At 68.9% G+C, this 4,442-nt stretch carries 5 protein-coding genes; 3 read left to right on the top strand and 2 right to left on the bottom strand.

The window, feature by feature from the left end; all coding sequences use genetic code 11:
- Window position 1 precedes the first annotated feature (1 nt).
- Both ACFVKT_RS40045 and ACFVKT_RS40040 read right to left on the bottom strand, forming a co-directional pair.
- Window positions 2-661, bottom strand: a complete 660-nt coding sequence (locus ACFVKT_RS40045) for a response regulator (RefSeq protein WP_385741918.1) — start codon at window positions 659-661, stop codon at window positions 2-4.
- Window positions 658-1,842: a sensor histidine kinase gene (locus ACFVKT_RS40040; protein WP_385741915.1), complete on the bottom strand. Its 1,185-nt coding sequence runs from the start codon at window positions 1,840-1,842 to the stop codon at window positions 658-660. The genes ACFVKT_RS40045 and ACFVKT_RS40040 overlap by 4 nt, the downstream gene beginning before the upstream one ends.
- A 176-nt stretch (window positions 1,843-2,018) precedes the next feature.
- On the opposite strand from ACFVKT_RS40040, the gene ACFVKT_RS40035 reads away from it, so the two are divergent.
- The 3 genes from ACFVKT_RS40035 to ACFVKT_RS40025 form a co-directional block, all read left to right on the top strand.
- Entirely contained in the window at window positions 2,019-2,921 is a 903-nt protein-coding gene (locus ACFVKT_RS40035) for an alpha/beta fold hydrolase (protein ID WP_385741912.1), read from the top strand.
- 112 nt (window positions 2,922-3,033) lie between these two features.
- Window positions 3,034-3,612: a hypothetical protein gene (locus ACFVKT_RS40030; protein WP_385741909.1), complete on the top strand. Its 579-nt coding sequence runs from the start codon at window positions 3,034-3,036 to the stop codon at window positions 3,610-3,612.
- A 320-nt stretch (window positions 3,613-3,932) separates the two neighbouring features.
- Window positions 3,933-4,442, top strand: a 510-nt coding sequence (locus ACFVKT_RS40025; protein ID WP_385741906.1) for an IS630 family transposase, incomplete at its 3' end; no start/stop codon positions are given.

The raw sequence follows: 4,442 nt of genomic DNA, 5'->3' as shown, positions 1-4,442 counted from the left end.
CTCAGGGGTAGAGGCCGGCTCGGAAGGTGAAGGAAACGAGTTGCGCCCGGTCACGTGCGCCGACCTTCGTCATGGCCCGCACGGCGTGCGTCTTCACGGTGAACGGTGAGACGTACAACTGGGCGGCGATCTCGTCGTTGCCGAGACCGCTGGCAACGAGAATGATCACGTCCCGTTCCCTGGGTGTCAGAGCGCTGAAGCGTCGCAGCAGTTCCTGGTCGATCACCGGGGGCGGACTGTCGGTCATGTGACCGATGAGCGCGGCCGTCGCGGCGGCGGACAGCGCACCGCCACCGGCGAGGACCTCGGTGATTCCGGCGACGAGTTCAGCGGGGCTGACGGTCTTGCTGAGGAAACCGTTGGCGCCCGCACGAAGGGCGGCGAGAACGATGTCGTCGTGGTCGAAGGTGGTGAGCACGATCACCCGCAGCTTTTCGGGCGGGTGCTCCTTGCGGATCCGGCGGGTGGCTTCGACGCCGTCGATGCCGGGCATCCGGATGTCCATCAGGACCAGGTCGACGGGGTGGGTCCGCAGGAAGGGAACGGCCTGGAGCCCATCGGAGAGATCACCCGCGACAACGAGACCCGGGTCGAGCAGAAGCATCGCCCGGATGCCGGCCCTGATGTCGTCCTGGTCGTCGACGATCAGAATCTGCGTCATCGGACGACAACTCCCGCAGGGCTGAACTCCGCACGGACCCGGAATCGCCCGCCGTCACTGTCGATCGTCAGCCGCCCACCGGAGGACTCGACGCGTTCGCGCATCCCCACGAGTCCGAGTCCACTGCCCGGGTCGGAGCCGTGCGGCGAAAGACCGACGCGGTTTTCCACTGTGGCGCAGATTCTGCCGTCGTGCTCGCGCACATCCACCGTGGCCGTCCCTTCCCCATGCCGGTAGGCATTCGTCAGTGCTTCCTGAACGACCCGGTAGACCGTCACGCCAACGCTGGGCTCTACGAAAACGGCGGGGACTGCGATGGAGGACCGGACGTCGAGGCCGATGCTCCCGAAAGAGGCGACAAGTCCTTCCAGACCGCTCAGCGCCGGGATCGGCCGGAGCGCCTCACCGTCGGGGATGTCGTCATGGCGGCGCAGGAGCGCGAGGATCCGTTGCGTCTCGACGACGACGGTGCGGGCGCTGGACCTGGCTGACACGAGGGCCTGCCGGGACGACCCGGCGCCTTCGGGAAGCCCGATCTCCGCTGCACCGAGGTGCATGCTCAGCATCGCGACCTGGTGGCCGATGACGTCGTGGAGGTCCCGGGCTATACGCAGTCGTTCCTCGGTCACGCGTCGGGTGGCCTCGATCTCGCGGGTGGCGATGGCTCTTTCGGCCCGTTCCTTCAACATCCACCAGTGGTCTCGGTGGAGGTGGAGCGCTCCCCCGGTCGCACCTCCCGCTATGGCCGAGAAGAGGGCGGCGGCGCCCACGACCGCGCCACCACGGAATCCCCCCAACGTCATGAACGCGCTCAGGAAGAACGCCGCCACGATGACGGTTCCGACCAGCGGCTGCTTTCCCCTGAAGGTGACCGAGAGCAGCACGAGCACCGCCATCATCCACACCGACAGGGGGTCCTGGCCCACCGCTGTGACGGCGAAGGACGCCGCGCTCGTCACGACCAGTCCTGCCCACGGCTTCCGCCATGACAGGGCGACACCACCACCGGCGAGCAGTACGGCCAGGACCGTCGGCCAACCCGACCCCCTCAGTACCACTGCCACGATCTGACCGGTGAACACCAGCGCGGCCACTGAATAGGCGACGCGGTGCAGCACCTCGGGGCGACGCACCCACAGAGGTGTCGCGGGCTCGTCCTGATCGTTCTGCGCCTTGACCATGACCTGATTCTCGTTCGCGTGTGCGGTGGCCGTGTACTTCGAACGATGTAGACGGCGAATCTGCTCCACCCGCTTCAGGCGGGAGAAGTACTTCGTTCGAAGTACACGGCCCTGCCCGGGGAACACCAGACTCCTCAACGAGGCAACCGCCTCGCACCATTACGCAGGGAAACTCCATGACTCAGAGCACCACATCTTCGAGCACGACGAGCCCTGTTGGCCGCCGGTCCTTGCGGCGCACCGCTGTGGTCGCGCTTTCGGCGCTGGCCCTCGCCGCTGTCCCGGTCGCCGCGCATGCCCTGAATTCCGGCCCGGCCGCGACGACCACAGGCATCCACGCGGCGGGCGCCACGGCCCGCAGCGGCACCAAGCCGACGGTGGTGCTGGTGCACGGCGCGTTCGCCGACTCCTCCGGCTGGTACGGCGTGATGGACAAGCTACGCAAGGACGGCTATCCCGTCCGTGCGCTGAACACTCCACTGCGCGGCCTCACCAGCGACGCCGCATACATCCGCGGCTTCCTGGACACCATCAAGGGGCCGATCATCCTGGTGGGCCACTCCTACGGCGGCGCGGTCATCACCAACTCTGCGGCCGGCGACCCCGATGTAAAGGCGCTGGTGTACGTGGCTGCCCTGGTGCCGGACGCGGGGGAGACACTGGGCGACGTCACCGCGCACCCGGTCGCTCATCCCATTCCCGCACTACCGCTCCAGGCGGTGCCGATCACCGGGGCGGACGGCACCCAGGAGGTCGAACTCACCCTCGATCCGGCCAAGTTCCGGGACTTCTTCGCCGCCGACGTCAGCCCCGGCAAGGCAGCCGACATGGCCGACGCCCAGAATCCGGTCAACGCCGCGGCATTCAACCAGCCCAGCGCCGCGGCGGCGTGGCGGACCATCCCGTCCTGGTACCTCGTCGCCAAACAGGACCACATGCTCAGCCCTGACCTGGAGCGGTGGATGGCCAAGCGCGCCGGGGCCCACACCGTGGAGATCAACTCATCCCACGCGGTCATGGTCAGCCACCCCGGGGCCGTCAAGAACCTGATCGAGCAGGCCGACCGCGGCACCAACTGACCCACCGGCGAGCCCCCCTGGCCGGGGCGAGCACTCGCCCCGGCCAGGGGGGCTCGCCCACCGTCGTCCGCCAGATCCCCCAGTCCGACACCGACCGTACGGAGAACCCACCATGACCCGCGCTGCCACCATCGGCCAGGAAACCGCAGCCCCCGCCCTGCGCCGGCTGTACCTCATCCGTTTCCTCTTCGCCCTCGCCTGGGCGGTGCTCCTGCTGTCCCTCGGCGACGACCTCACCCTCTGGGTGAAGGTCCTGCTGGTCCTCTACCCCGCGTTCGACGTGGCTGCGGCCGTCTTCGACGCCAGGTCCTCACGGGCCACCCGCCCGGCCAAGGGCCTCTACGTCAACATGGCCATCAGCACTGCCGCCGCGATCGGCCTGGCCGCTGCCGGCGCCTCCGGCACGGCCGACGTCCTTCGCGTCTGGGGAGCCTGGGCCATCGTCTCGGGCCTGGTCCAACTCGTGGTGGCCCTCCAGCGCCGGGCGATGGGCGGACAGTGGGCCATGATCCTCAGCGGCGGCATCTCCGTCCTGGCCGGCGCCTCCTTCATCGCCGACGCCGCCAAGGCCAACCCCTCCCTGCCCCATCTCGCCCGCTACGCCACGCTCGGGGGCATCTTTTTCCTCATCTCCGCCATCCGCCTAATCCGCGCCACCACCAACAGCAATCCCACGGTAGCGCTGCAGTAGCCGCTACGGAGGAGCTGCTGAGGTTGCTGGGCAGCGTCTTCAGCGGCAGTGCCCTGCTCAACCCGTTCACCGCCCGTCCCGTCCTCGTCCAGCGGCCAGGTGCCCCGGCGTCCTGCCCGCGGCCTGGGCAGCGGCGCCGGCCGCCCAGGCCGCCAACCCGGCAAGCCTGTGCGGTCACAGCATGAGTGGATCAGCGGTTCATGAGGACGTCTTTGGCCGGGCGGACGGGCGGGGTGCCGGGCGTGAATGCCGTGGTGGTGGAACTGGACGAGGCAGTGCGCGAGCGTCTGACAGGGGTGACCCTCTCGACAAAAGCACAGGTGAGAGAAGTTCTCCGGGCGCGGATCGTGCTGGCCGCCGCCGAGGGCTTGAGTAACGGTGCCATCGCAGGGGAGTTGGCGGTCACCGTGAACACGGTCCGCAAGTGGCGTGGCCGGTTCGCACTCCAGGGGTCGGACGGACTCAAGGACGCCTACCGCTCGGGACGTCCCAAGACCTACGGCCCCGATGTGCAGGTGGCGATCGTGGCGGCGGCCACCGGCGCACCCCCGCACCCGGCGGCGACCTGGTCGCACCGCACGATCGCCGCCCAGATCGCCGACACCGACTTCGCCGCCGTCTCTGCCTCCCAAGTCGGTTGTATCCTGGCGGACTTGGACCTCAAGCCGCACCGGGTCCGCAGCTGGCTCACCCGCCGCGACACCCCCGACTTCCGGGACCGCGTCGCGGACGTGTGCGACCTCTACCGACACCCACCCGAGGGTGTCATCGTCCTGTCCATCGACGAGAAGACCGCGATCGCCGCCCGCTCCCGGCGGCACCCCGGCCGC

The sequence above is a fragment of the Streptomyces sp. NPDC127595 genome (assembly GCF_042671685.1).
GTDB lineage: Bacteria > Actinomycetota > Actinomycetes > Streptomycetales > Streptomycetaceae > Streptomyces.
This window is presented reverse-complemented; position numbering and strand designations above follow the sequence as displayed.

What these genes read in the sequence shown, in the direction of transcription:
- ACFVKT_RS40045 (WP_385741918.1), bottom strand. Translation starts at nt 661, where the DNA reads ATGACGCAGATTCTGATCGTCGACGACCAGGACGACATCAGGGCCGGC.
- ACFVKT_RS40035 (WP_385741912.1), top strand. Translation starts at nt 2,019, where the DNA reads ATGACTCAGAGCACCACATCTTCGAGCACGACGAGCCCTGTTGGCCGC.
- ACFVKT_RS40040 (WP_385741915.1), bottom strand. Translation starts at nt 1,842, where the DNA reads ATGGTCAAGGCGCAGAACGATCAGGACGAGCCCGCGACACCTCTGTGG.
- ACFVKT_RS40030 (WP_385741909.1), top strand. Translation starts at nt 3,034, where the DNA reads ATGACCCGCGCTGCCACCATCGGCCAGGAAACCGCAGCCCCCGCCCTG.